General features: G+C 68.5%; 23 protein-coding genes. 10 read left to right on the top strand and 13 right to left on the bottom strand.

The genetic code is table 11. The features are described from left to right. Positions 1–5 precede the first annotated feature (5 nt). From chvE to mmsB, 3 genes are read left to right on the top strand one after another with little or no spacing between them, the layout of a single operon-like run. Complete coding sequence (gene chvE / locus ACWDNU_RS24680; protein WP_370938661.1) at positions 6–1,112, top strand: multiple monosaccharide ABC transporter substrate-binding protein; 1,107 nt, start codon at positions 6–8, stop codon at positions 1,110–1,112. Continuing rightward, a complete protein-coding gene (gene mmsA / locus ACWDNU_RS24675; RefSeq protein WP_449670621.1) occupies positions 1,109–2,629 on the top strand; it encodes a multiple monosaccharide ABC transporter ATP-binding protein in 1,521 nt (506 codons plus the stop codon). Before chvE ends, mmsA begins: the two co-directional genes overlap by 4 nt. Continuing rightward, positions 2,626–3,867 (top strand): multiple monosaccharide ABC transporter permease, encoded by a 1,242-nt coding sequence (mmsB, locus tag ACWDNU_RS24670; protein ID WP_449670620.1) that lies wholly within the window; start codon positions 2,626–2,628, stop codon positions 3,865–3,867. Before mmsA ends, mmsB begins: the two co-directional genes overlap by 4 nt. A 48-nt stretch (positions 3,868–3,915) precedes the next feature. Here mmsB and ACWDNU_RS24665 read toward each other — a convergent pair whose 3' ends face one another. From ACWDNU_RS24665 to ACWDNU_RS24640, 6 genes are read right to left on the bottom strand one after another with little or no spacing between them, the layout of a single operon-like run. Continuing rightward, positions 3,916–4,590, bottom strand: coding sequence for a GntR family transcriptional regulator (locus ACWDNU_RS24665; RefSeq protein WP_449670619.1), 675 nt, complete (start codon positions 4,588–4,590; stop codon positions 3,916–3,918). Between the two features lie 31 nt (positions 4,591–4,621). Further along, a complete protein-coding gene (locus tag ACWDNU_RS24660) occupies positions 4,622–5,995 on the bottom strand; it encodes an FAD-dependent oxidoreductase (protein ID WP_449670618.1) in 1,374 nt (457 codons plus the stop codon). Continuing rightward, entirely contained in the window at positions 5,988–6,245 is a 258-nt protein-coding gene (locus ACWDNU_RS24655; protein WP_370938666.1) for a (2Fe-2S)-binding protein, read from the bottom strand. The genes ACWDNU_RS24660 and ACWDNU_RS24655 overlap by 8 nt, the downstream gene beginning before the upstream one ends. Beyond that, positions 6,242–7,393 (bottom strand): NAD(P)/FAD-dependent oxidoreductase, encoded by a 1,152-nt coding sequence (locus tag ACWDNU_RS24650; RefSeq protein ID WP_449670617.1) that lies wholly within the window; start codon positions 7,391–7,393, stop codon positions 6,242–6,244. The genes ACWDNU_RS24655 and ACWDNU_RS24650 overlap by 4 nt, the downstream gene beginning before the upstream one ends. Next, on the bottom strand, positions 7,390–8,391 hold the full coding sequence (locus ACWDNU_RS24645) for a proline racemase family protein (protein WP_449670616.1): 1,002 nt from the start codon (positions 8,389–8,391) through the stop codon (positions 7,390–7,392). Before ACWDNU_RS24645 ends, ACWDNU_RS24650 begins: the two co-directional genes overlap by 4 nt. A gap of 33 nt (positions 8,392–8,424) precedes the next feature. Next, positions 8,425–9,330, bottom strand: a complete 906-nt coding sequence (locus ACWDNU_RS24640; RefSeq protein ID WP_449670615.1) for a dihydrodipicolinate synthase family protein — start codon at positions 9,328–9,330, stop codon at positions 8,425–8,427. A gap of 203 nt (positions 9,331–9,533) precedes the next feature. On the opposite strand from ACWDNU_RS24640, the gene ACWDNU_RS24635 reads away from it, so the two are divergent. The 4 genes from ACWDNU_RS24635 to ACWDNU_RS24620 all read left to right on the top strand — a co-directional run bounded on the left by ACWDNU_RS24635 (position 9,534) and on the right by ACWDNU_RS24620 (position 12,325). Next, positions 9,534–10,064: a SigE family RNA polymerase sigma factor gene (locus ACWDNU_RS24635; protein ID WP_449670614.1), complete on the top strand. Its 531-nt coding sequence runs from the start codon at positions 9,534–9,536 to the stop codon at positions 10,062–10,064. Further along, the gene (locus tag ACWDNU_RS24630) at positions 10,061–10,414 is read left to right on the top strand and encodes a hypothetical protein (RefSeq protein WP_449670613.1); all 354 of its coding nucleotides are present in this window, start codon (positions 10,061–10,063) and stop codon (positions 10,412–10,414) included. Before ACWDNU_RS24635 ends, ACWDNU_RS24630 begins: the two co-directional genes overlap by 4 nt. A gap of 23 nt (positions 10,415–10,437) precedes the next feature. Continuing rightward, positions 10,438–11,616: a hypothetical protein gene (locus tag ACWDNU_RS24625; RefSeq protein ID WP_449670612.1), complete on the top strand. Its 1,179-nt coding sequence runs from the start codon at positions 10,438–10,440 to the stop codon at positions 11,614–11,616. Positions 11,617–11,719: 103 nt separating this feature from the next. Next, a complete protein-coding gene (locus ACWDNU_RS24620; RefSeq protein ID WP_449670611.1) occupies positions 11,720–12,325 on the top strand; it encodes a TetR/AcrR family transcriptional regulator in 606 nt (201 codons plus the stop codon). Here ACWDNU_RS24620 and ACWDNU_RS24615 read toward each other — a convergent pair. Then, on the bottom strand, positions 12,322–13,233 hold the full coding sequence (locus ACWDNU_RS24615; protein WP_449670610.1) for an NADP-dependent oxidoreductase: 912 nt from the start codon (positions 13,231–13,233) through the stop codon (positions 12,322–12,324). The two genes, ACWDNU_RS24620 and ACWDNU_RS24615, sit on opposite strands and share 4 nt — an antisense overlap. 87 nt (positions 13,234–13,320) lie before the next feature. On the opposite strand from ACWDNU_RS24615, the gene ACWDNU_RS24610 reads away from it, so the two are divergent. Next, positions 13,321–13,890: a TetR/AcrR family transcriptional regulator gene (locus tag ACWDNU_RS24610; RefSeq protein ID WP_370938676.1), complete on the top strand. Its 570-nt coding sequence runs from the start codon at positions 13,321–13,323 to the stop codon at positions 13,888–13,890. Here ACWDNU_RS24610 and ACWDNU_RS24605 read toward each other — a convergent pair. Then, positions 13,846–14,841: a helix-turn-helix transcriptional regulator gene (locus ACWDNU_RS24605; protein WP_370938677.1), complete on the bottom strand. Its 996-nt coding sequence runs from the start codon at positions 14,839–14,841 to the stop codon at positions 13,846–13,848. The two genes, ACWDNU_RS24610 and ACWDNU_RS24605, sit on opposite strands and share 45 nt — an antisense overlap. 79 nt (positions 14,842–14,920) lie before the next feature. Between ACWDNU_RS24605 and ACWDNU_RS24600 the strand changes: the two genes are divergently transcribed. After that, entirely contained in the window at positions 14,921–15,364 is a 444-nt protein-coding gene (locus tag ACWDNU_RS24600; RefSeq protein ID WP_183123549.1) for a nucleoside deaminase, read from the top strand. A 1-nt stretch (position 15,365) separates the two neighbouring features. On the opposite strand, the gene ACWDNU_RS24595 is transcribed toward ACWDNU_RS24600, so the two are convergent. Next, a complete protein-coding gene (locus ACWDNU_RS24595) occupies positions 15,366–16,019 on the bottom strand; it encodes an NIPSNAP family protein (protein ID WP_449670609.1) in 654 nt (217 codons plus the stop codon). Between the two features lie 357 nt (positions 16,020–16,376). On the opposite strand from ACWDNU_RS24595, the gene ACWDNU_RS24590 reads away from it, so the two are divergent. After that, positions 16,377–17,348: a chitinase gene (locus tag ACWDNU_RS24590; RefSeq protein WP_449670608.1), complete on the top strand. Its 972-nt coding sequence runs from the start codon at positions 16,377–16,379 to the stop codon at positions 17,346–17,348. A gap of 658 nt (positions 17,349–18,006) precedes the next feature. On the opposite strand, the gene ACWDNU_RS24585 is transcribed toward ACWDNU_RS24590, so the two are convergent. The 4 genes from ACWDNU_RS24585 to ACWDNU_RS24570 all read right to left on the bottom strand — a co-directional run bounded on the left by ACWDNU_RS24585 (position 18,007) and on the right by ACWDNU_RS24570 (position 22,278). Beyond that, on the bottom strand, positions 18,007–18,276 hold the full coding sequence (locus ACWDNU_RS24585; RefSeq protein ID WP_449670607.1) for a hypothetical protein: 270 nt from the start codon (positions 18,274–18,276) through the stop codon (positions 18,007–18,009). Between the two features lie 102 nt (positions 18,277–18,378). Continuing rightward, positions 18,379–18,984, bottom strand: coding sequence for a TetR/AcrR family transcriptional regulator (locus tag ACWDNU_RS24580; protein WP_037814758.1), 606 nt, complete (start codon positions 18,982–18,984; stop codon positions 18,379–18,381). 178 nt (positions 18,985–19,162) lie between these two features. Further along, on the bottom strand, positions 19,163–20,329 hold the full coding sequence (locus tag ACWDNU_RS24575; RefSeq protein WP_449670606.1) for an acyl-CoA dehydrogenase family protein: 1,167 nt from the start codon (positions 20,327–20,329) through the stop codon (positions 19,163–19,165). Next, entirely contained in the window at positions 20,326–22,278 is a 1,953-nt protein-coding gene (locus tag ACWDNU_RS24570) for an acetyl/propionyl/methylcrotonyl-CoA carboxylase subunit alpha (protein WP_449670605.1), read from the bottom strand. The genes ACWDNU_RS24575 and ACWDNU_RS24570 overlap by 4 nt, the downstream gene beginning before the upstream one ends. Positions 22,279–22,283: the final 5 nt, after the last annotated feature.

Here is a 22,283-nt window from a genome sequence, read left to right as displayed (position 1 = left end):
GAACAATGAAGTTCACTCGAGGAATCCGCACCGCCGCCGCGGCAGCCGGGGCCGCCGTGCTCGCGCTGGGCGTCGCCGCCTGCGGGTCCAGCGCGAAGACCGTCGACCAGCAGGCAGGCGGATCCGAAGGCGCGCTGGTCGGCGTGACGATGCCGACCAAATCGTCCGAACGCTGGATCCACGACGGCGACAACATCAAGGCCGCGCTGGAAAAGCTCGGCTACAAGGTCGACCTGCAGTACGCCGAGAACGACATCCCCACCCAGGTCAACCAGATCGAGAACCAGCTGACCAAGGGCGCGAAGCTGCTGGTCGTCGCCTCGATCGACGGCACCGCGCTCACCACGCAGCTGCAGGAGGCCGCCGACCGCAAGGTCCCGGTGATCGCCTACGACCGGCTCATCCGCAACTCCCCCGCCGTCGACTACTACGCCACCTTCGACAACTTCAAGGTCGGCGTCGAACAGGCCAACTCGCTGGTCAAGGGCCTCGGCGACGGACCCGGCCCGTTCAACATCGAACTGTTCGGCGGATCGCCCGACGACAACAACGCGACCTTCTTCTTCAACGGCGCCATGTCCGTGCTCAAACCGTTGATCGACAGCAAGAAACTGGTCGTGAAGAGCGGTCAGACCGCCTTCGCCACCACCGCGATCCTGCGCTGGGACCCGGCCACCGCGCAGCGGCGCATGGAAGACCTCCTCACCAAGACCTACACCGGCGGCGCGAAGGTCCAAGGCGTGCTCTCCCCGTACGACGGCCTGTCGATCGGCATCCTGTCCGCGCTCAAGAGCAACGGTTACGGTTCCGCCGGACAGCCCTATCCGGTGGTCACCGGGCAGGACGCCGAAGTCGCCTCGGTCAAGTCGATCATCGCGGGCGAGCAGTACTCCACCGTTTTCAAGGACACTCGCAAACTCGCCGACGTCACGGTGAAAATGGCCGATTCCGTCCTCAAAGGACAGAAGCCCGCGGTCAACAACACCACCGATTACGACAACGGCAAGAAGGTCGTCCCGGCCCAGCTGCTGCAGCCGGTCGTGGTCGACAAGTCCAACTACCAGAAGGAACTGCTCGACTCCGGCTACTACACGGCGGGCCAGCTGAAATGACCGAACTGCTCGGCATGCGCGGGATCACCAAGACCTTTCCCGGCGTAACCGCGCTGTCCGACGTCACGCTCTCGGTGCGGCGCGGGGAAATCCACGCCGTCTGCGGCGAGAACGGCGCCGGGAAATCCACCTTGATGAAGATCCTGTCCGGCGTTTACCCGCACGGCAGTTACGACGGCGACATCACTTTCGACGGCGAGGACTGCGCGTTCGGGTCCATCCGCGACAGCGAACGCCGCGGCATCGTGATCATCCACCAGGAACTCGCGCTGTGCCCGCAGCTTTCGGTCGCCGAGAACATCTTCCTCGGCAACGAAAGGGCCAAACGCGGCTGGGTCGACTGGAACCGGACCAACCACGAGGCCGCTGAACTGCTGCTCCGGGTGGGGCTGCGCGAGAACGCCGTCACGCCGGTCAGCGAGCTCGGCGTCGGCAAGCAGCAGCTCGTCGAAATCGCCAAAGCCCTGTCCAAGCGCGTCAAACTGCTCATCCTCGACGAGCCGACCGCCGCGCTCAACGACGACGATTCGGCGCATCTGCTCGCGTTGCTGCGCGAACTGCGCGACGACGGCGTCACCTGCGTGATCATCTCGCACAAGCTCGGCGAGGTCACCGCGATCGCCGACACCGTCACGATCCTGCGCGACGGCAAGACGATCGAAACGCTCGACGCCGCCGGGCTGAGCGAGGAACGCATCATCACCGGCATGGTGGGGCGCGACCTCGAACACCGTTTCCCGCCAAGGGAGCCGGACATCGGCGACGAGGTGCTGCGGATCGAGGACTGGACGGTGCACAGCCCGAGCCAGCCCGGCCGGGTCGTGGTGGACGAGGCGAACCTGACGTTGCGGCGCGGCGAGATCGTCGGGCTCGCCGGGCTGATGGGCGCGGGGCGCACCGAACTCGCGATGAGCGTCTTCGGCCGCTCGTACGGCACGAACATCTCGGGCCGGCTGGTCAAGGACGGCAAGGAAATCACGCTGCGGTCCGTCCGCGACGCCATCCGCAACGGCATCGCCTACGCCACCGAGGACCGGAAACTGTACGGCCTCAACCTGATCGACGACATCCAGCGCAACACCACCGCGGCCGGGCTGCGCACCGTGGCCCGCCGCGGCTGGATCGACGAGCACGCCGAACACGACGTCGCCACTCGCTTCCACCGGGACCTGCGGATCAAGGCGCCGTCGGTGCGCAGCGTCACCGGCAAGCTGTCCGGCGGGAACCAGCAGAAAGTCGTGCTGGCCAAGTGGATCTTCACCGATCCGGACGTGCTCATCCTCGACGAGCCGACCCGCGGCATCGACGTCGGCGCGAAGTACGAGATCTACACGATCGTCAACGAGATGGCCGCGCAGGGGAAAGCGGTCCTCGTCATCTCCTCGGAACTCCCCGAACTGCTCGGCCTCTGCGACCGCATCTACACCCTGTCCGCGGGCCGGATCACCGGCGAGGTCGCGCGCGCCGAGGCCACCCAGGAACTGCTCATGCGACACATGACGAAGGAACGGCCATGACCACCACGAACCCGGTGCGGCCCGCCGATCCGGCCGCCCCGCCCGCAGGGCGCAGCCCCCGGCGGATCTCGATCAACCTCCGGCAGAGCGGCATCTACGTCGCCTTCGCGCTGATCGTGGTCCTGTTCGAGGCGATCACCGGCGGCGCGCTGCTCGAACCGCAGAACATCTCGAACATCATCGTGCAGAACTCCTACGTGCTGATCCTCGCCGTCGGGATGATCCTGGTGATCATCTCCGGGCACATCGACCTGTCCGCGGGCTCGGTGGTGGCGATGACCGGCGCGGTCGCCGCGGTCCTCACGGTCAACCTCGGCCTGCCCTGGCCGTTGGCCGTCGTGATCACCCTCGTCGTCGGCGCGGTGATCGGCGCCTGGCAGGGATACTGGGTCGCCTACTTCGGTATCCCCGCGTTCATCGTGACCCTCGCCGGGATGCTCGCCTTCCGCGCACTCACCCTCACCGTGCTCGGCAACCAGGGCATCGGCCCCTTCCCCGACGCCATCCGCACTCTGTCCAACGGCTTCACCGGCGGCTACCTCGGCAACATCGGCCTCGGCCCGCTCGGCGGCGCCGACCTCTTCAGCCTCCTCGCCGGCGTCGTCGTGATCGCCGGAATCGTGCTTGCTCAATGGCGCAAACGCGCCGCACGGCTCGGCTACGGCCAAGAGGTCGACCCGTTCCCGCTGTTCGTCCTCAAGATCGCCGTCGCCGCCGCGCTCGTGCTCGCCGTCGTCGTGCAGCTCGCCCGGTTCCGCAACCTGCCCTGGGTGCTGGTGCTGCTGGCCGTGCTGGTGCTCGGCTACTCCCTGGTCGCCGGGAAATCCGTGTTCGGCAGGCACGTCTACGCCATCGGCGGGAATCTGCAGGCCGCGACCCTGTCCGGGGTCAAGGTCAAATCCGTGACGTTCTGGGTCTTCGTGAACATGGGCGTCCTGGCCGCACTGGCCGGCATCATCTTCGCCGGGCGCCTCAACCAGGCCGGGCCTACGGCGGGTGTGAACTTTGAGCTCGACGCGATCGCCGCCGCGTTCATCGGCGGAGCTGCGGTCCAGGGCGGTGTCGGCAAGGTCGTCGGAGCTATCACTGGCGGCCTGATCATGGCGGTGATCAACAACGGGATGTCGCTGGTCGGAGCGCCCAGTGAGCGCGTCATGCTGGTCAAAGGCGCGGTGCTGCTCGCGGCGGTCGCTTATGACATCTGGACCAAGCGGCGCGCTGGGGCCGCCGCCCGCTGACTTTCGGTGGGCGGTGCTTCGGTGCCGCCCACCGGGGTTCCGCGAACGTCAGGAATTCCGCTTCCGCTGCGTCGGCTCAGCACTGGCCCACGACTCCCGCACATGCCCGATGTGAGTACGCATGAGCTTCTCCACCAGCCCGGCATTCCCGCTGGCGATCGCGTCGAGGATCGCGTGGTGCTCGCGCGCGGACTCCTCCAGTTCGCCGCGTTCGGACAAGGCGGCGAGCCCGTAAAGCCGCGTGTGCGCCCGCAGATCAGCGATCAGCGAGGTCGCACGGGCGTTCCCGGCATAGCCCAGCAACCTGAGATGGAACGCCCGGTCCGCCTCGGTGTACGCGACCAGATCGCCCGCCGCCGCTTCGTCCACAATGGCCTGGGCCATCGCTCGCAGTTCCGGCAGATCACCATCCGGAATATGCGCGCGGGCGACCAGCGAAGGCTCGATCAACATGCGAAGCTCGGTGATCTGGTCCAGCTCGCTCTCGGCCATCTCCGTGACCCGGTAACCCTTGTTCGGGACAGTGGCGACGAGGCCTTCGCGGACCAGGTCGAGCATCGCTTCGCGCACCGGAGTGGCGGACACGCCGAACCGTTTGGCCAGCTCCGGCGCGGAGTAGACGTTGCCGGGTTCCAGCTCCCCGGCCACGACTGCGGCGCGAAGGGCGTGCGAGACTCGCTCCCGGAGTGTCGTCTTCTCGAACCCCTGGATGTTCGCGCTCATCCGTCACTCCTCTTCTTTCCGGACGCTCATCCTAGTGAGGTTCGTCCGTCGCGAGCCGTTCCAAGGACACCGGCATCGCGATCGACCGTTTGGACATCGGCGCGAGATCGTTGACCGTCAAGCGTTTTCCCTTGCCCTTGGCGAGTTTGGCCGAGGTGAATCCGCAGACGCGGCCCTGGCACCAGCCCATCCCCGGTCGCGCCAGGAGCTTCGCCGTCCGCGCGTCGACCGCACCCAAAGGGCATGCGTCGCGGATGTCTTGGACGGTGACCTCTTCGCACCGGCAGACCGTCGTGTCCGGTTCGAGCCAGTCCTGCCAGCCTGCGGGCAGAGGGTGCGCGCGATGCATGGCGGCTGCGAAAGCTCTCCCCCGCCGCACCTGGCGTTGGAGGCGTCCGGCGCGTCGGTGGTCCACGGAACGGCCCTGGTCCATGGCCACAGCCAGGCCTGCGAGCTCGCCTTCAGCAAGCGCGAGAAGTGCCCCGCCGACGCCGGTGGCTTCGCCCGCGACGTAGACACCGGTGACATCGGTGCGTTGCCAGGCGTCGACCACGGCGACCAGCGATTCGTCCAGGTCGACGCGGGTAGCTGCGCCCGCGGCGAGGATCAGTTCCAGCGACGGGGTGAATCCCCATCCCAGAGCGACCAGGTCGATCCCGTCGAGCGTCTCGGTTCCAGCGCGATCGACCTTGCGAACCCGCACGGATTCGACCTTGTCGCCACCTTCGACGGCAGCCACGATCGTGCGGGTCCGGAAGGGAATGCGGTGCCGTGCGAACGCGGCGGCGTACGACACGGCTTCGCCCAGTTTGGCCGGAACAGCCAGCGCGCCGAGCGGCGTCCGCAGCCAACCCGCGGGGCTGTTCGCTTCGCAGACGGCGACGACCTCCGCGCCCGCTTCCGCGAGCTGCCGCGCCACCGGAAGCAGAAACGGCCCGGTGCCCGCGACGACGGCTCGTCGGCCAGGAAGGACGCCGTGGGCCTTCACCAACGCTTGGACTCCGCCCGCCGCCATCACCCCGGGGAGGTCCCACCCCGGGATCGGCAGTTGACGATCGTAGGCGCCCGGGCACAGGATCAGGGAACGTGCGCGGAGGACGGGCGGGGCCGCAGTGCGCACGCTTTCGTGGGCCGGTGCCAGGTGCAGACGATGCTCTCCGGCCGGTTCGAGAAGCCAGACCTGGTGCTCTGAGTAATGGTCGACGTCGATGAGGCGTCGGCGCAGCGACTCCAGTGTCGTGCCGTGCTGCGCAGCCGCTTGATCTCTCGGCCGGCGCCAGTACTGGCCGCCGATCTGGGCCGAGGCGTCGACAAGTGCCACGCGCAGGCCGTTCCCGGACGCTGCCTCCGCGGCCGCGAGACCGCTGGGACCGCCGCCGACCACGATCACGTCGTACCTACTCATCGGAGTCGCTCCGAACGACCATGCCGTCCCGGACCGGTACCAAGCAGGCCCGCTGGTCAGCCACGTCGTCCACGGTGATCAGGCAGTCGAAGCAGACGCCGATCCCGCAGAACAGACCCCGGGGCCGACCGCCACGGCGAGTCGTTCGCCAAGAGCGCACTCCGGCATTGGTGAGCGCCGCGCCGACGCTCTGTCCGGGCGACGCGGTGAGCGGCTGACCGTCGAAGGTCAGCGTCACGGTCGTGGTCACGAGGCCTCCATCATGGCGAACCGTTCGGGTGCGAAGGGCGAGATGTCGATATCGGTTGCCTCGCCGAGAAGTGCTTGGACGAGAATCTTCGCTGTTCCGGCGGAAAGGCCGATGCCCGCGCCCTCGTGGCCCGCCGCGTGCCACAGGCCGGGTGCCCGAGGATCCGGTCCGATGACCGGGAGGTGATCGGGGCAGTACGGGCGGAATCCCAGGTAGCTGCGCATCACCTTGGTCCGGCTCAGCGACGGATAGAGCGCGAGCGCCTTCGCGGCGATCTCCCGGAGTGCCCGCGGCGACACGGAACGGTCGAAGCCCACCCGTTCGCGCGAGGAGCCGATGAGGATCGTTCCCGCCTGAGTTCCCTCGACCACCGTTGACGTTTGCAGCCCCTCGTCGGAACTTTGAGTGCTGGCAACGTATTCCCCGGCGTAGACCTTGTGGAACACGGTCGGCGGCAGAGGTTGCGTGACGAGAATGAAGCCCCGGCGCGGCAGAATCGGGACCTCCACGCCAGCGAGCGCGGCGACCTCGCCCGCCCAAGTTCCCGCCGCGTTCACGACGCAGCCGCCGTACCGGTCTCCGCGATCGGTTCGGACGCCGAGAATCCGGTCGCCGTCCCGAAGAAACCCGACTACGCGGGTGCCAGTACGGACTTCGGCACCGCGTTCGCGCGCCATTCGAAGCAGGTGAGCCGCCACCAGCATCGGTTGCACCTGGCAGTCCTGGGGATAAAACGCGGCCCCGGAAAGATCGCGGGTCAAATGCGGCTCGTAGGCGGGAATCGCTTCCGGGGCAAGGTCGAGCACCTCGACACCCGCGATACGTTGCCGCTCGGCGAGCTGGACCAGCCCGGCAGCGGAGTCCACTGTGGACGACACGACCAGGCCGCCCTTCTGCTCGAACTCCCAGAGCGAGCCGTATTCGCCGAGCTCCCCGCGCCAGGCAGCCAGCGACAAGAGCGCGAGATCGAGTTCGGGTCCGGCTTCTTTGTCCGAGACCAGCAGATTCCCTTCGCAGCTGCTGGTCGTGCCACTGGCCACCTGGCCCTGTTCGACGACTTCGACGGAAAGGCCCGCGCGGGTCGCGAACCAAGCCGCGGCGGCACCGAGTGCGCCAGCGCCGATGATCAGGACGTCAGGCGTGGTCACAGCTCGAACCCGGCAGGGAACGGATCAGCCGGGTCGAGCATGTACTGCGCGGTGCCGGTAATCCAAGCACGTCCGGTGATTGTCGGTACCACCGCCGGTATTCCGCCGACTGTCGTTTCCTCGACGAGCCTTCCGGTGAAAGTGGTGCCGATAAACGACTCGTTGACGAAATCGGTGTCGAGGGCCAGTTCTCCGCGTGCGTGCAGCTGAGCCATCCGGGCGCTCGTCCCGGTGCCGCAGGGCGAACGGTCGAACCATCCGGGGTGAATAGCCATGGCGTGCCGCGAATGTTTCGCGTCGGAGCCGGGTGCTTTGAGGTAAACGTGGTGGCAGCCGGAGATGTCGGGGCGCTCGGGGTGCTGGGGCAGGGCGTGCTCGTTGATCGCGGCCATGATCTTCAGCCCGGCGGCGAGGAGTTCGTTCTTGGCTTTCCGGTCGAAGGGCAGGCCCAAGTCGTCGAGGTCGACGATCGCGTAGAAGTTCCCGCCGAAGGCGAGGTCGTACCGCACGTCCCCGAACCCGGGAACCTCGACGCTCGCGTCCAGGGTCAGGGAAAACGACGGCACGTTGCGGATCGTCACCGACGTGGCTTTCCCGTCCGCGACCGCGACCTCGGCGACCACCAGACCGGCGGGCGTTTCCAGCCGAACCGTCGTCACCGGCTCGACGACGGGAACCATCCCGGTTTCCACCAGGACCGTCGCGGTCCCGATCGTGCCGTGCCCGCACATCGGAAGCAGGCCCGAGACCTCGATGAAGAGCACCCCGCAGTCGGCGTCCGGCCGCGTCGGCGGCTGCAGGATGCTCCCGCTCATCGCGGAATGCCCGCGCGGCTCGCACATGAGGAAGGTCCGCAGGTCGTCGGCGTTCTCCTGGAACCACACCCGGCGTTCGGCCATGCTCGCGCCGGGGAACACGCCGACCCCGCCGGTCACCACGCGGGTCGGCATCCCTTCGGTGTGCGAATCGACCGCGTGGATGATTCGGCTCGTCCTCATCGGTTCTCGCTTCCTGTGCGAAAGTCGTGCGGGTCAGCGATAGCCTTTTTCGAGAGCCGCCTTGGTATCGGCGTTCACCCGGTCCGCAGCGGCACCGGTCAGGGCATGACGAGGCGGACGGCATGCCCCGCCCTTGCGGCCCGCGAGGTCCATCGACGCCTTGATCGCCTGCACGAATTCGGTCTTGGAATCCCAGCGCAGCAACGAATGCAGGTCCCGGTACAACGGGACCGCCGCGGCGATGTCCTGCGCCTGCCCCGACGTAGCCAGGTCGTAGAGCTTCTTCGACGCGACGGGCAGCGCGTTCGGATATCCGGCGATCCAGCCGACCGCCCCCGCGACGGCGAGTTCGAGTACCACGTCGTCGCTGCCGATCAGCACGTCGAGCCCAGGCGCGAGTTCGGCGATCTCGTACGCGCGCCGGACATCGCCGGTGAACTCCTTGACCGCCACGATGAGGTCTTCCGCGAAGAGCCGTGCGAGCAGGTCGGGCGTCAGGTCGACCTTGGTGTCGTACGGGTTGTTGTACGCCACGATCGGAAGGCCCACCGCGGCGGCGGCACGGTAGTGCTCGATGACAGCGTCGGCGTCGGCCCGGTACGCGTTGGGCGGGAGCAGCAGCACCGAGTGCGCGCCGGCCTCAGCCGCCTGCTCGATCCACCGGCAGGTCTCCCTCGAGCCGTACGCGGCGGCGCCGGGCATGACCCCGAAGCCGTCCGGCGCGGCCTCGACCGCGATTTCGACGACGCGCGCCCGCTCCTCGTCCGTGAGGGTCTGGTACTCCCCCAGCGAACCGTTGGGAGTCACGCCGTCCATGCCGTTTTCGGCGAGCCACCGGACGTGCTCGGCGAAACCGTCGTAGTCCACCGAGAGATCGTCGTTGAACGGCAGGGCGGTCGCGACGTGGATGCCGCGCCAAGGCTGGTCCACCGTGCTCATGGGGTCTCCCTGATTCCGGCAGTGTGTCATGTGACATTGCACAGAGACTTTGGCGCGGCTCTTCCTCCTTTCGCAACCCCGCCCTCGGGGGGCGGAGCGCGAGCAGACAGTCCACTGTGGACACAGCAGCGGACCCGCCCCCTATGACCTGGGTCACTCAATTCGCATGCAACCTCCCCGGCACCACGAGGCCTGTACCCCGTGTGGAGCAAGACGCGTGGTGGGAGGACGAGTTCGTCGCGTACGTCACGGCGTCCTCGGGTTCCCTGCGCGCCACCGCGTTCGTCCTGTGCGGGGACTGGCATCGGGCCGACGACCTGCTGCAGGTCACCTTCCTCAAGCTCTACCGCGTGTGGCCGAGGCTGGTCCGGCGGGGCGAGCTGGACGCCTACGTGCGGCGGATGCTCGTGCGCGCGTTCCTGAACGAAAACCGGCGGAAGTGGCGTTCGCGCGAGCACCTTTCCGCGGAGCTGCCGGACGTCAGCACGGCACCCGAGCCCGACCACGCCCAGCGGCTTTCCGTGCGCGCGGCTCTCGACGGCGTCCCGCCGAAACAACGCGCGGTTCTCGTGCTGCGGTTCTGGGACGACCTCAGCGTCGACGCGACCGCGGCCGCTCTCGGCTGCTCGGCGGGCACCGTCAAAAGCCAGTCCGCGCGCGGCTTGGCGACCCTGCGGAAACTCCTCGATCCCAGTCAGCTCGGGCGCCTGGCGTCCCAGGAGGGGCGGGCATGAACGACGAAGAAGCACGCGCGGTGCTCCTGCTCGCCGGGCCGGTGGACGAACCGCCGCCCGGCGTGGATCCCGCGCTGTTGCTGTCGGAAGGCCGCAAGCGACACCGGCGGCGGAACCTCGTCGCGGTCGGCGGGAGCGCGCTGACGACGGCAGTGCTCGTCGTCCTGGTGACAGTGACGGCAGGCCAAACCGGTCCGGCCACCGCTCCGCAGATCGTCCAGCCCGCCGTCGCGCCGACGACCGGACCCCAGCCTGTCCCCACCTTCGACCCGACACCCGGCAGCAGCTCCCCCGGAACCACCCCGAACCACACGACGACCACCGGCAGCCACCCCACCAGCCACCGCTGACCGGCCCACGAGAAAGACCCGCCTTGACGACGCTTGCCGAACCAGCCGCCTTCACCCCGCCGACGATCCGCTGGCACCAACGCCCGTACGTCCGCGCGATCGGCGGGTACCTGCTCATCCGCGTGTTCAGCGTCGCCCTGCTCGCGCTGTTCACCGTGCGGACCGGCCAGCCCCTCATCGGCCGCCTCACCGCCTGGGACGGGCAGTTCTACCTGGACATCGCCGATTACGGCTACTTCGGCACCACCCGCGGCCTGTACGACGCGGCGGGGAACTACGCGCCCTATACGACGCTCGCGTTCTTCCCGGCGTACCCGACCTTGCTCCGCGTCCTCTCGCCGGTCACGTTGGGCAGCACGGTCCTGGCTGGGCTGCTGGTGAGCACGGTCGCCGGATGCCTCGCCGCAGCCGCGATTTTCCGGCTGTCCCAACGGATCGACGGCCGCGCACGCACCGGTTTGCTGCTCGTAGCGTTGTGGGCCGGGGCACCGCTCGCCATCACGCAGTCCATGGTCTTCACCGAAGCGCTGTTCACCGCCTTCGCGGCCTGGACGCTCGTCGGAGTCGTCGAACGCCGCTGGCTGCTGGCCGCCGCGTGCTGCGTGGGCGCGGGCCTCACGCGGTCGACCGCCGCGGTCCTCATCGCCGTCGTCGGCGTCGCCGCGGTCATCGCCTTCATCCGCACCCGCGACCGCTGGACGACCATGATCTGCGCGGTGCTGTGCCCGCTCGGCCTGCTCGGCTGGTGGGTCTTCGTCGCGGTCCGGACCGGCAGCCCGACCGGCTGGTTCGACCTCGAATGGGACAACTGGCGAACCCGCTTCGACGGGGGCCGCGAGGCGGCGGAATTCTCCTGGCAAAAACTGGCATCCGGGTCTTCGGTGATGGAGACGCTGACCGTTTTCGTCGTGCTGGGCGCGGCCGTGCTCGCCGTCCTGCTGCCGAAAACGCTGCGGCCGCTGTCGCGATGGTGGCCGCTCGCCGCCTACGGCGCCGGGATCGTAGTGCTGGTCGTGGGCACCGCGGGCCTCCCGACCGTCAAGCCGCGCTTCCTGATCCCCGGTTTCATCCTGCTGTTCCCGATCGCCCGCGGTCTCGCCGCCCGCCGCCGGGGCACCGCCGTGGTTACGACGGCCGCCTTCGTCCTCCTCGGGTGCTGGTTCAGCGCGTACTCCCTCACCGGGTGGCGTTACGTCATCTGACCGGCGAAGCCGAATCAGCGGACTCCGCACTGAGCGAGCGCTTACACTCTAGGGACGACGGGCGGACTCACCGGCCGGCGCGGGACTAGAGGAGGATCGCCGGATGACCACGCTCTCGGCCGACCTGTGGCCCGACGTGCAGCCCGAGACCGCGCGCCGGCTGATGCTCGCCGGGGTGGAGTCGTTCGCCGAGCGCGGCTACCACGCCACCACCACGCGGGACATCGCAGGCGCGGCGGGGATGAGCCCGGCCGCGCTGTACGTGCACTTCCCCTCGAAAGCCGCGCTGCTTTTCGCCATCAGCCGCAACGGCCACGAGCAGACGCTCTCCCTTGTCGAGGACGTAATCGGCCGCGTCACCGGCCCGGTGGAACGAATGCGGCTGCTCGTCGAGGATTTCGTCGCCTGGCACGCGCGGCGGCACACTGTCGCGCGCGTGGTGCAGTACGAGCTGAATGCGTTGCCGGAAAAGGAATATCAGGTCGTCGCGCAACTGCGGCGGAAGATCGAGCAGCGCGTGCGCGAGGTGATCGCCGACGGGGTGGAATCCGGTGCGTTCACCGTCGGCGACGTCGGAATCGCCGCCCGGGCCGTGCTGTCGCTGGGCGTCGATGTCGCGCGCTGGTACAGCGAACGGACCCGGCAAACGCCCACCGAACTCGGCAAGGAATACGGCGAACTGGTCCTCCGCATGCTCGGCGCGAACTAAAGCGCCAGCACCAACTTGCCCCGGGACTGCCTCGACTGGCTCAGTTCAAGCGCGGCCCGCCAGTCGTCCAGCGGGAAAATCCGGGACACCGGAACCGAAAACCGCCCGTCCGCCGCGAGCGACGCGAACTCGCCGAGGACGTCGTAGCGCGGCTGGGCGCCCGAGCTGACAATGGTCTGGACCCCGGGTTGGTCCGAGCTGAGATCGAGCGTCAGCACGTGCCCGGGTTCCTTGACGGTGCGCACGAGTTCGGCCACCGCGCCGCTGAACGGGGCCGCGTCCAGCACGAGGTCGACCGGTCCCCCGGCCAGCGTCGTCACACGATCGGCGATTCCGCCGTGGTAGCCGGTGACTTCCGCGCCAGCTGAGCGGAGTGCCTCGGCGTGCGTCTCACCTGCGGTGACGATCACGCGAGCCCCGCGCAGGAGCGCGATCTGCGCGGCGGCGAACCCGGTGGTGGTGCCCGCGCCGTGGACGAGCAGGGTGCTGCCGGAGCCGACGCCGAGTGCGTCGAGCGCCGCGTAAGCCGTGCCGGTCGCCATCGGCAGCGCCGCGGCGTGGACCGCGTCGAGCCCGTCTGGACGCGGGAACCACGCATCCAGCAGCACCAGCTCGGACGCACCCGCGGTCGGGCCGGTGAACGGCGCGCAACCGAACACCGGATCGCCGATCTCCACGCCGGTCACGCCGTCGCCGAGCGCGTCGACCGTGCCGGACACCTCGAGCCCGACCCCGCGCGGCAGGTCACCGGCGAACAAGCCCTCGCACAACGCCCAGTCCGCCGGGTTCAGCCCGCACGCCTGCACCGAGACGCGAATCTGGCCTGGTCCAGGGTCCGGTACCGCGGCGTCCTCGACCCGTAATACCTCGGCCGCGGGGCCGTGCTCGTGAAAACGAAGGGTGCGCATTGGTGGCTCCTCGTGAGTGATGACAGAAGCTGTCGTCACTCACGCTACCAGAGTGATGACAGCATCTGCTGTCGCTACACTGGGCGCATGGCGCGATGGGAGGGCAACACCCGGAACCGGCTCGAACAGGCCGCGCTGGCGTTGTTCGAGGAACAGGGCTACGACCGCACGACGGTCGCGCAGATCGCTCAGCGCGCGAACCTCACCGAGCGGTCGTTCTACCGGTGGTTCGCCGACAAACGGGAAGTGCTGTTCGGCGGCAGCCAGGAACTGGAAACCGAGTTCGTCACCGCCATCAACGCGGTCCCGCCCGGCACTCCCGCGCTGCCCACCCTGCTGGCCGCATTTGCCACCGCGCCGCGCGTATTCCGTCCGCGCGAATTCCTGCTGCGCCGCGCGACGGTGATCGCGGCCAATCCCCCGCTGCGCGAGCGGGAATTGATCAAACTCGTCACGATTTCGGAAGCGCTCACCAGTGCATTGCTAGACAGAGGCATCGCCCCCGAAACCGCGCGGCTGGCGACCGACCTGGGCTTGTCCGTGTTACGACTGGCCACCGAACGCTGGATGGCCGAGGAACACCGTGACGGCAAGGGTTTCCCCGAAGCGCTGTCAGCTGCCGCCGCGGACCTGCTCGCCGTCGCCACCTCGACCTGAAGTAGCCCGCGCGAACCGTTCCGCGATCTGCGCCAGCCGGCCCATCAATTCTGGCGGCGCGTCCTCCACCACGAAGTCGAATTCCCACTGCGCGAGGTAAAACGGGATGTAGTCGAACGTTTTCGCCCCGGTACGCATTCGGCAGGTTTCGTCGTCGATCGGCTCGATCACCGCCGTCGTCGGCGAAACTCGCGCGGACAACACTTCCGCCGGAGCCGACACCCGCAACGTCACGATGTGCGGATACGGCGCGGTCGCGATCCGGCTCGACACGTACGCGGCGAGGTCTTCCGCCGGTGGTTCCCTTGGCGTGAAACGGAAACTGGGCGTCGGGAGACCGTCGATGCGATCCAGCCGGAAGGTGCGCCAGTCGTTGCGGCCGAGGTCCCACGCGACGAGGTACCACCGCCAGCCAGTGTGCACGAGCCGCAGCGGCTCGACGTCGCGCTCGGCCACAGCGCCCGCGTGCGTGCCGTAGGTGAATCGCAGCCGCTCGTTGTCCCGGCACGCGGCGGCGACCACGGTGAGCAGCTCGGCGTCGATCGTCGGCGCGCCGCCGGGGATCCGGACCATCGCCGAGTCCATCGCCCGCACCCGGTGCCGCAGCCGCGCGGGCAGCACCTGTTCGAGCTTCGCCAACGCCCGCACGGACGTCTCCTCGATCCCCGACACGGTGCCGTTCGCCGCCGTCCGCAGGCCGACCGCCACCGCGACCGCCTCGTCGTCGTCCAGCAGCAACGGCGGCAACGCGGCGCCGGACCCCAGCCGGTACCCGCCCGCGACCCCCGGCGTCGCGTGCACCGGATAGCCGAGCTGCCGCAGCCGTTCGACGTCGCGCCGGATCGTCCGGACGTCGACCCCCAACCGGCCCGCGAGGTCCGGACCAGGCCACTCGCGGCGGGCCTGCAGCAGCGAGAGCAGGCGCAACAGGCGTTCGGAGGTTCCGTACATGCCGGTTACTCTGCCACGCTTCGCGGACAGCTTCGGTCCTCGATCGCCGCGACCTCGCCGCGCCGTGCGAAAGTGACGCATGCTCGACGACCTGCTCGCTGTCGCCCGCGAAGAGGCGGAAGCCGGAAAAGCCGAAGGCGGCGTCCCGATCGGCGCCGCCCTCTTCGACCGCGACGGGAAGCTCCTCGGCCGCGGCCACAACCGCCGTGTCCAGGACGGCGACCCGTCCCTGCACGCCGAAACCGCCGCGTTCCGCGCCGCCGGCCGCCGCCCGCATTACCGCGACACGATCATGGTCACGACGCTGTCGCCGTGCTGGTACTGCAGCGGCCTGGTCCGGCAATTCGGCATCCCGCACGTGGTGATCGGCGAATCGCGCACGTTCACCGGCGGCCACGACTGGCTGGCCGGCCACGGCGTCCGCATCGATCTTCTCGACGACCCGGCCTGCGTCGCCCTGATGACGGAATTCATCGAACGCGAACCGGCGCTGTGGTTCGAAGACATCGGCGAACCGACGTAACTCACGCCAGCGGAGAAAACTCCGTCGGCAACGCGATAATCGAATCCGCGTCGAGAATCTCCTCCGGCGCACCCGGCGGCGGCCACATCCCCTTCGCGTAAAGGTCCCGGCGAATCGCGAGCCGTTCGTCCAGGCTCGCGAACGGCCAGATCTGGATGATCCGATCCGGCCCGTCGAGCGCGTACATCACCACGGTCAGCGGATCGATCGCATGCCGCGCGGGCAACGCTTTCCGCCAGCCGTCGATCGTCGCGGTCAGCCCGCCCGGGCGGAGGTGATAATCGCGGATCTCATACACCGAACCGTATTTCCCCGGCCGCACCGGCGGAATGAACGGGAACGGCGCGAAACTCCGCAGCGACAAATCAGTCAAATAGTCGCCGCCGAACGGTTTGCGGCTATGGCGCGCCCGCATCCGCTCCTGGTCGAGCGCTTGCTGATTCTCGAACCCGCGCAGCACGACCAGCCTGCCGAGCGGGCCGTTCTCCGTCTGCCAGCAGCCGAGCAGTTCGCCGTGCCCCTCGACCCACGGCAACACGCCCTCGACGGCTTTCGGCCCGTCGAGCAGCTGAAAGGACAGGATCGCCAGCTCGTAGCGGACGGCCTGCTGCTCCGGCGCGACGTCGGCTCCGCTGATCCGGACCGGTTCGGTCATGACGCTCCCCTTCGAAGATCGACCGCTCCGAGGGCGCCGATGACCGGGGAGCCGTCTTCAGCGTGACACACCGCTCCGGCAGCGCCCGCTGAGCGGCTTTGTTTGCCCTCCCGTCCGCGCGCGGCTTCCCGATAGTCCCGCTCACCGGCGCCCCGGAACATCCCGGCGACCTGGACACGCTCAGTAAGGTTTTTTCCCACTCCCGCCCATGTCTTGACACTTCTCAATGGTCTAGTCCATTGTGACTGCGCACACACTCCCCTCGAGTGCCTGCGGGGCGCCGCCGCCACGTCCGGCTTCGCCAGGTGCTCCGATGCCGCGTGCCGCCGGGTGCGCGTTTCCCCCGTTGGAGGACCCATGAAATCCTTGCGCCGCACCACTTCCCGCCGGAAACTCGCCGGACGGCTCGGCGTGCTGGCACTCGCCGCGGGCGCTGCCCTGACCACCACAGTCGGCACCGCCTCCGCCGCGGGAGACCCGGTTCTCGCGGCACCGTATCTGTACCAATGGGGCGGCCAGAGCGATCCGTCCGCCGCGATGGAGGCGACCGGCGTCAGCGCGTTCACCCTCGCTTTCATGCTTTCCGGCGGCGGCTGCGCTCCCGCCTGGGACGGCAACCGCCCGCTCGACGGCTCCGACGCCGCGATGATCCAGAAGATCCGCGCGGCGGGCGGCGACGTGATCCCGTCCTTCGGCGGCTGGTCGGGCAACAAACTGGGCCCGAACTGCGGATCGCCGGAGGAACTGGCCGGCGCGTACCAGCAGGTGATCGACGCCTACAGCCTGCAAGCGATCGACCTCGACATCGAGAACACCGACGAGTTCGAGAACGCGACAGTCCAGGACCGGATCCTCGGCGCGGTCAAGATCCTCAAGGACAAGAACCCGAACCTGCGCGTCGTGATCACCATGGGAACCACGCCGCAGGGCCCGAACGACTGGGGCAAGCGACTGGTGTCGCAGGCGAAGGCGCTGGGCGCGGACGTCGACGTGTGGTCGCTGATGCCGTTCGACTTCTCCGACGGCGGCGACATGGTCGCGATGACGAAATCCGCGGTGGACGGCCTGGTCGGAGAACTGAAGTCGACCTTCGGCTGGGACGACGCCACCGCCTACCACCGCGCCGGGCTGTCGTCGATGAACGGCAAGACCGACCGGGCCGGAGAAGTCGTGTCGGTCGCGGACTTCACCGCGATCCGCGACTGGGCCGCCGAACACCACCTGGGCCGCGTCACGTTCTGGGCGACGAACCGCGACTGCAGCGGGTGCAGCGGGATCGACCAGGAGAACTACGCGTTCACCAAGGTCGTGGCTGGTTACAACGGCTGATTTCGGGGCCGGGCTTGCGCTCCATGTGGCATTGGGTGCATCTGACGCACCGAACGCCACATTGGGTGCATGCGACGCACCCAATGCCACATTGGGGGCGTCGCGATCGCGGCAGGGCGGGCGGTCCGTGAAGGACTCCTTGAGGGAATCTGATTCCGTGAAGGACTCCCTCACGGACCGTCGAGGGTCGTGAGGGGAACCCTCACGGAATCAGATTCCCTCAGGGTGGCCCTCACGGACAGCGGGAGCGGGGCGGCGGCGGGCTGCTCACGCTGCAGCTGATGAGCCGAGTCGGTGGCGGTTCAGCCGATCCGAGCCAAGCCGATCACGGTGCAGCTGAGGAGCCAAGCTGGCGGCGGTCCGGCCGATCCGGGCAAGGTTGGCCACGGCGCAACCGGCCTGAACCAAGCTGGCGACGGTGCCGCAGATCTGGGCCGAGTCGACGACGGTTCAGCCGAGCGAACCAGCCGCCGATCGAACTGAGCCGACCAGGTCAGCCAAACCGTGCCGCAGTGGACTGAACCACCGGCACAGGCGCGCGCCCGAATCGAGGCCATCCGGCAGGGCGGAGCGCGGCGACGGGGACCTTCCCGCCCGGGAGGTCCCCGTTCTGTCGTCCGTCACACACCGTGCGCGGGTACGGCCGAACGAGTGAAGATCAGGCAGCGGCGGTGACCGACAGCGCGGCCACTCCGGCCTCGGTCAGTTCAGCGGGAACGCGCCCGGCGGCAGCGGAGCCCGTGCCCGGGCGGACGTAGCCGCCCTTGGCGAGCGCGTGTGCGGTCATCTGGTCGCAGCAAGCGAAACCGTCGACGAACAGGTCGGGCTCGCAGCTGGTGGACATCTCCGCGCGCTGCTGCGCGACCGCCTTGAGCATGGCCATCGCGCGATGGGTCAGCTCGACGGTCACCCCTTCTGCACCGGACACCGGGATCGCCTTCTTCCTCGTGGGCTACTTACTCAACGTTATCGCCGATTGGGCCGAATGTGTTAACAGCCACACTGTAGCGGTTCGGGAATGTGACGATGCCTAGACCTGTTCGGTTCCCGCCAGGCGAGACTCGAGCGTCCGAGCCCACTCGCGCACGATCTGTTCGCGGCGGCGGGTGTCGTCGGTGAGGAGGTTGGCGAGACCGAGGCCGCGCCCGAGGTCGAGAGTGGCCTGGACCAGTTCGCGCACGCCCGGCTGAGCTTCGTCGACGCCGAGCAACTCGACCGCGACCCGGTGCGCCTCCCGCCCGACGCGCGCCTCCAGCGGAACAAGCACGTCGCGCAGCTGATCATCAGTCGACGCGACGGCCCACAGCTGCAACGCCGCACGGAACATCGGCCCGGTGTACAGGGTCAGCAGCATCTCGACGACCCACTCGATCCGCGAGGAACCGCCCGGCGACCCGGCCGCGCGTGTGCGCAGTTCGTCCAACTGAGCCTCGCCGAGCAACTCGACCGCCGCCGCGACCAGCGACTCTCGAGTCGGGAAGTGATGTTGCGCGGCGCCCCGGGAAACGCCAGCCCGCTCCGCGATGACCGCGACGGTGACCCCGTGCCAGCCCCGCTCCCCAATGCAGTCCATCGCGGCTTCGATCAACCGCCGCCGCGTAGTGCGGCTGCGTTCTTGCTGCGGTTCGCGGAGCATCAGCCGTCACCTCGCCCGGCCGGCCCGCTCCCAGAAAAGGCCGTGAGGGGAACCCTGAGGGAATCTGATTCCCTCAGGGTTCCCCTCACGGACCTCCGGACAGGCCCGCGCCGGGTGCCCGGCCACAGCTCGCGGCCGGGCGTCCAGTAGCCGACGCACCTCATGACTTCACCACTGCTCAGTACGACTTCGGCAGCCCAAGGCTGTGCTGCCCCACGAAATTCAGCACCATTTCCCGGCTCACCGGCGCGATCCGGCCCAACCGCACGGCCGTCACCAGGCTCCCCAGGCCGTATTCGGTCGCCAGGCCGTTGCCGCCATGAGTCTGCACTGCCTGGTCGACCGCGCGGATCGCTACCTCCGCCGCCGCGTATTTCGCCATGTTCGCGGACTCTCCGGAGGCGAAATCGTCGCCCGCGTCGTACAGCGAAGCGGCCTTCTGCGTCATCAGTTTCGCCAGCTCAAGCTCGATTTTCACCTGCGCCAGCGGATGCGCGAGCCCCTGATGCGACCCGATCGGCGCGCCCCACACCTGCCGTTCGTTGGCGTACCCGACGGCCTTGTCCAGCGCGTACCGAGCGGTGCCCAGCGAGAACGACGCACCCATGATCCGTTCCGGGTTCAGGCCCGCGAACAGCTGCGCGATCGCCGCGTCCTCCTCGCCGACCAGGGCTTCCGCGGGCAGGCGCACGTCGTCCAGGAACAGCGAGAACTGGTTTTCCGGCGCGACGATGTCCATGTCGATCTTCGCGAACTCGAACCCGGGCGTGTCCGTCGGCACCACGAACAGCGCGGGCTTCAGCCGCCCGGTCTTCGCGTCCTCGGTGCGGCCGACGACGAGCACCGCGTCCGCCTCGTCGACCCCGGAGATGAACACCTTGCGGCCGGACAGCACCCAGTCGCCACCGTCCCGGCGGGCGGTCGTCGTGATCTTGTGCGAGTTGGATCCGGCGTCCGGTTCGGTGATCGCGAAGACGATCTTCTTGCTGCCGTCCGCGATTCCCGGCAGCCACTGCTTCTTCTGGTCCGGCGTGCCGAAGCGCGACAGCACCGTCCCGACGATCGCCGGCGACACCACCATCAGCAGCAGCGGCGAGCCCGCGGCGGCGAATTCCTCCAGCACCGCAGCGAGATCCGCGATCCCCGCTCCCCCGCCGCCGTATTCCTCCGGCAGGTTCACGCCCAGGTAGCCGAGCCGTCCGGCTTCGTTCCACAGCTCGTCGGTCTTCTCGCCCGAGCGGGCCTTCTTCGCGTAGTACTCGTGCCCGTACTTGCCCGCCAGATCGGCCGCGGCCTTCCGCAGCGCCACCCGCTCTTCCGGCTCGACGAAGTTCATCGCGTTCATTCGGTCTCTCCCACCACAGCCAGCACCGCGCCTACCTCGACCTGTTGCCCGACCTCGACCGGCAATTCGGCGACCACGCCGTCCGCCGGGGCTGAGATCCGGTGTTCCATCTTCATCGCTTCCAGCCACAGCAATGGATCGCCCGTCCGCACACTGTCCCCTTCGGACACTGCGAGCCGCACAACCGTGCCCGGCATCGGCGCGAGCAGCGATCCCGCAGCCAGTGCCGCATCGGGATCGGCGAACCGCGGCTCGACGGTCAGCGCCACCGAACCCAGCGGAGAATCCACATAGGACACCGAACCGTGCCGGGCGACCTCGAAGGTCCGGCGGACTCCGGCGATGTCGAAGACCACCTGATCCGGCGTCGCGGCGACCAAGGCGACATCGTCGTAGCCCTCGGCTCGCAGACCGTCGCGGGTCAGCGAGTAGACAACCTCGTAACGGTTGTCTCCCTTGGAAAACACCTTGCGCTGACCAGCGGAGCGGACGTTGCGCCAACCGCTCGGCAACCGTCCCAGAGTCGTCGCACTAGCCCGATTCCCTGCGGCATCCGCGAGCGCGGCAGCCAAAGCGGACCAGCGCTCGGTGTCCACAGTAGCCAGTGGAGCGGCCAAAGTGTCCAGTCCGTGCCGATCGAAGAACGCGGTATCCGTTTCTCCGGCGAGGAAAGCCTCGTGCCGCAGAATCCGGACCAGCAGATCGCGGTTGGTCACCACGCCGTGGATCTTCGCGCCAGCCAAAGCACCGGCGAGTCGACGCGCGGCTTCCGCCCGCGTGGGCGCCCACGTGATGACCTTCGCCAGCATCGGGTCGTAGTGGACGCCGATGACCGACCCGGATTCCACGCCGGAATCCAAGCGCAGTCCTGCACCGTGAGTGAATTCGCGGTCCACTCCGGACACTTCAAAAGCATGCAGCGTCCCGCTCTGCGGCTGCCATCCAGCCGACGGGTCTTCCGCGTACAGCCGGACTTCGATCGAATGTCCATGGGCAGCAGGCGGTTCGGCAGGCAACCGAGCACCCTCGGCCACCGAAAGCTGCAACGCCACCAGGTCCAGCCCCGTGACGTTCTCCGTCACCGGATGCTCCACCTGAAGCCGGGTGTTCATCTCCAGGAAGTAAAACCGGCCGTCCGGGCCAGCCAAGAACTCGACGGTTCCCGCACCGACGTAGTCGATCGCCTGCGCGGCCTTGCGCGCCGCGTCGAACAGCTCAGTCCGCATGGCATCGTCCACAAAGGGCGATGGCGCTTCCTCGACCACCTTCTGGTGCCGACGCTGGATGGAGCACTCCCGCTCCCCCACCGCCCAGACCGTGCCGTGCGAATCGGCGAGCACCTGGACCTCGATGTGCCGTCCGGTTTCGAGATACCGCTCGCAGAACACCGTCGGGTCGCCGAACGCCGAGCCCGCTTCCGCACGAGCGCTCTCGACGGCCTCGGCCAGCTCGTCCAGCGAGCGAACCACGCGCATGCCGCGACCGCCGCCGCCAGCGGAAGCCTTGACCAGCAACGGAAGATCAGCCTCGGTTACCGCCGATGGGTCCAATTCGGACAGCACCGGAACCCCGGCCGCGGCCATCAGCCGTTTCGACTCCACTTTGGAGCCCATGGTCTCGATCGCCGCGGGCGGCGGGCCGATCCAAGTCAGCCCGGCGTCGAGCACCGCACGGGCGAAACCGGCGTTCTCGGACAGGAAGCCGTATCCGGGATGGATCGCGTCGGCTCCGGCGTCCGCCGCGGCTTTGACGAGCAGTTCGCCGCGCAGATACGTCTCGCCCGGCGCGTTGCCCGGCAGCCGGACGGCGACGTCGGCTTCCCGCGCGTGCGGGGAATCGGCGTCCGCGTCGGAAAACACCGCGACCGTGCCGATTCCGGCGTCCCGGCAGCTGCGGAACACCCGGCGGGCGATTTCGCCCCGGTTGGCGACCAGCAGATTCTGGATCATGGCCC

This window comes from Amycolatopsis sp. NPDC003676, from assembly GCF_053587275.1.
This window is presented reverse-complemented; position numbering and strand designations above follow the sequence as displayed.

Bases quoted from the DNA above. Each gene is read 5' to 3' on its own strand.
- ACWDNU_RS24610 (WP_370938676.1), top strand. From the start codon at position 13,321: ATGGCGCGATGGGAGGGCAACACCCGGAACCGGCTCGAACAGGCCGCG.
- ACWDNU_RS24600 (WP_183123549.1), top strand. From the start codon at position 14,921: ATGCTCGACGACCTGCTCGCTGTCGCCCGCGAAGAGGCGGAAGCCGGA.
- chvE (WP_370938661.1), top strand. From the start codon at position 6: ATGAAGTTCACTCGAGGAATCCGCACCGCCGCCGCGGCAGCCGGGGCC.
- ACWDNU_RS24570 (WP_449670605.1), bottom strand. From the start codon at position 22,278: ATGATCCAGAATCTGCTGGTCGCCAACCGGGGCGAAATCGCCCGCCGG.
- ACWDNU_RS24615 (WP_449670610.1), bottom strand. From the start codon at position 13,233: ATGCGCACCCTTCGTTTTCACGAGCACGGCCCCGCGGCCGAGGTATTA.
- mmsB (WP_449670620.1), top strand. From the start codon at position 2,626: ATGACCACCACGAACCCGGTGCGGCCCGCCGATCCGGCCGCCCCGCCC.
- ACWDNU_RS24660 (WP_449670618.1), bottom strand. From the start codon at position 5,995: ATGAGTAGGTACGACGTGATCGTGGTCGGCGGCGGTCCCAGCGGTCTC.
- ACWDNU_RS24575 (WP_449670606.1), bottom strand. From the start codon at position 20,329: ATGAACGCGATGAACTTCGTCGAGCCGGAAGAGCGGGTGGCGCTGCGG.
- ACWDNU_RS24645 (WP_449670616.1), bottom strand. From the start codon at position 8,391: ATGAGGACGAGCCGAATCATCCACGCGGTCGATTCGCACACCGAAGGG.
- ACWDNU_RS24595 (WP_449670609.1), bottom strand. From the start codon at position 16,019: ATGACCGAACCGGTCCGGATCAGCGGAGCCGACGTCGCGCCGGAGCAG.
- ACWDNU_RS24665 (WP_449670619.1), bottom strand. From the start codon at position 4,590: ATGAGCGCGAACATCCAGGGGTTCGAGAAGACGACACTCCGGGAGCGA.
- ACWDNU_RS24630 (WP_449670613.1), top strand. From the start codon at position 10,061: ATGAACGACGAAGAAGCACGCGCGGTGCTCCTGCTCGCCGGGCCGGTG.
- ACWDNU_RS24590 (WP_449670608.1), top strand. From the start codon at position 16,377: ATGAAATCCTTGCGCCGCACCACTTCCCGCCGGAAACTCGCCGGACGG.
- ACWDNU_RS24580 (WP_037814758.1), bottom strand. From the start codon at position 18,984: ATGCTCCGCGAACCGCAGCAAGAACGCAGCCGCACTACGCGGCGGCGG.
- ACWDNU_RS24605 (WP_370938677.1), bottom strand. From the start codon at position 14,841: ATGTACGGAACCTCCGAACGCCTGTTGCGCCTGCTCTCGCTGCTGCAG.
- mmsA (WP_449670621.1), top strand. From the start codon at position 1,109: ATGACCGAACTGCTCGGCATGCGCGGGATCACCAAGACCTTTCCCGGC.
- ACWDNU_RS24640 (WP_449670615.1), bottom strand. From the start codon at position 9,330: ATGAGCACGGTGGACCAGCCTTGGCGCGGCATCCACGTCGCGACCGCC.
- ACWDNU_RS24620 (WP_449670611.1), top strand. From the start codon at position 11,720: ATGACCACGCTCTCGGCCGACCTGTGGCCCGACGTGCAGCCCGAGACC.